The organism is Skermanella stibiiresistens SB22, from assembly GCF_000576635.1.
Classification (GTDB): Bacteria; Pseudomonadota; Alphaproteobacteria; order Azospirillales; family Azospirillaceae; genus Skermanella; species Skermanella stibiiresistens.
Genome location: NZ_AVFL01000159.1, coordinates 1 through 257, shown reverse-complemented (window position 1 = coordinate 257; position 257 = coordinate 1). Strand labels below are relative to the sequence as shown.

Sequence of the window (257 nt, the reverse complement as noted above, 5' to 3'; positions counted from 1 at the left end):
TGACCCATTTGACGATGTCGAACCAGCGGTCGTCGCCATGGCGCACCGACGGCGTCAGCGCCTCGCTGTGGCCGCTGGCGGGGAAGATCACGTAGTCGTCGGGGTTCTGCGCCTGGGTCGCGCGCACCGCCGCCAGCGCCGAGGCGTCGGTGATCAGGCCGTCGCAGCGGCCCGAGAAGAACGCCTGGCGCGAGGCCGCGACGTTGTCGAACAGCACGGTCTTCAGGCCCAGCTTGAACTTGCGCGACAGGTCGGCC

Annotated in this window: 1 protein-coding gene; it reads right to left on the bottom strand. The window is 69.6% G+C overall.

Annotation, left to right across the window (positions count from 1 at the left end; genetic code table 11):
• On the bottom strand, nt 1–257 hold a 257-nt coding region (locus N825_RS40095), incomplete at both ends, for an amino acid ABC transporter substrate-binding protein (protein WP_037462622.1).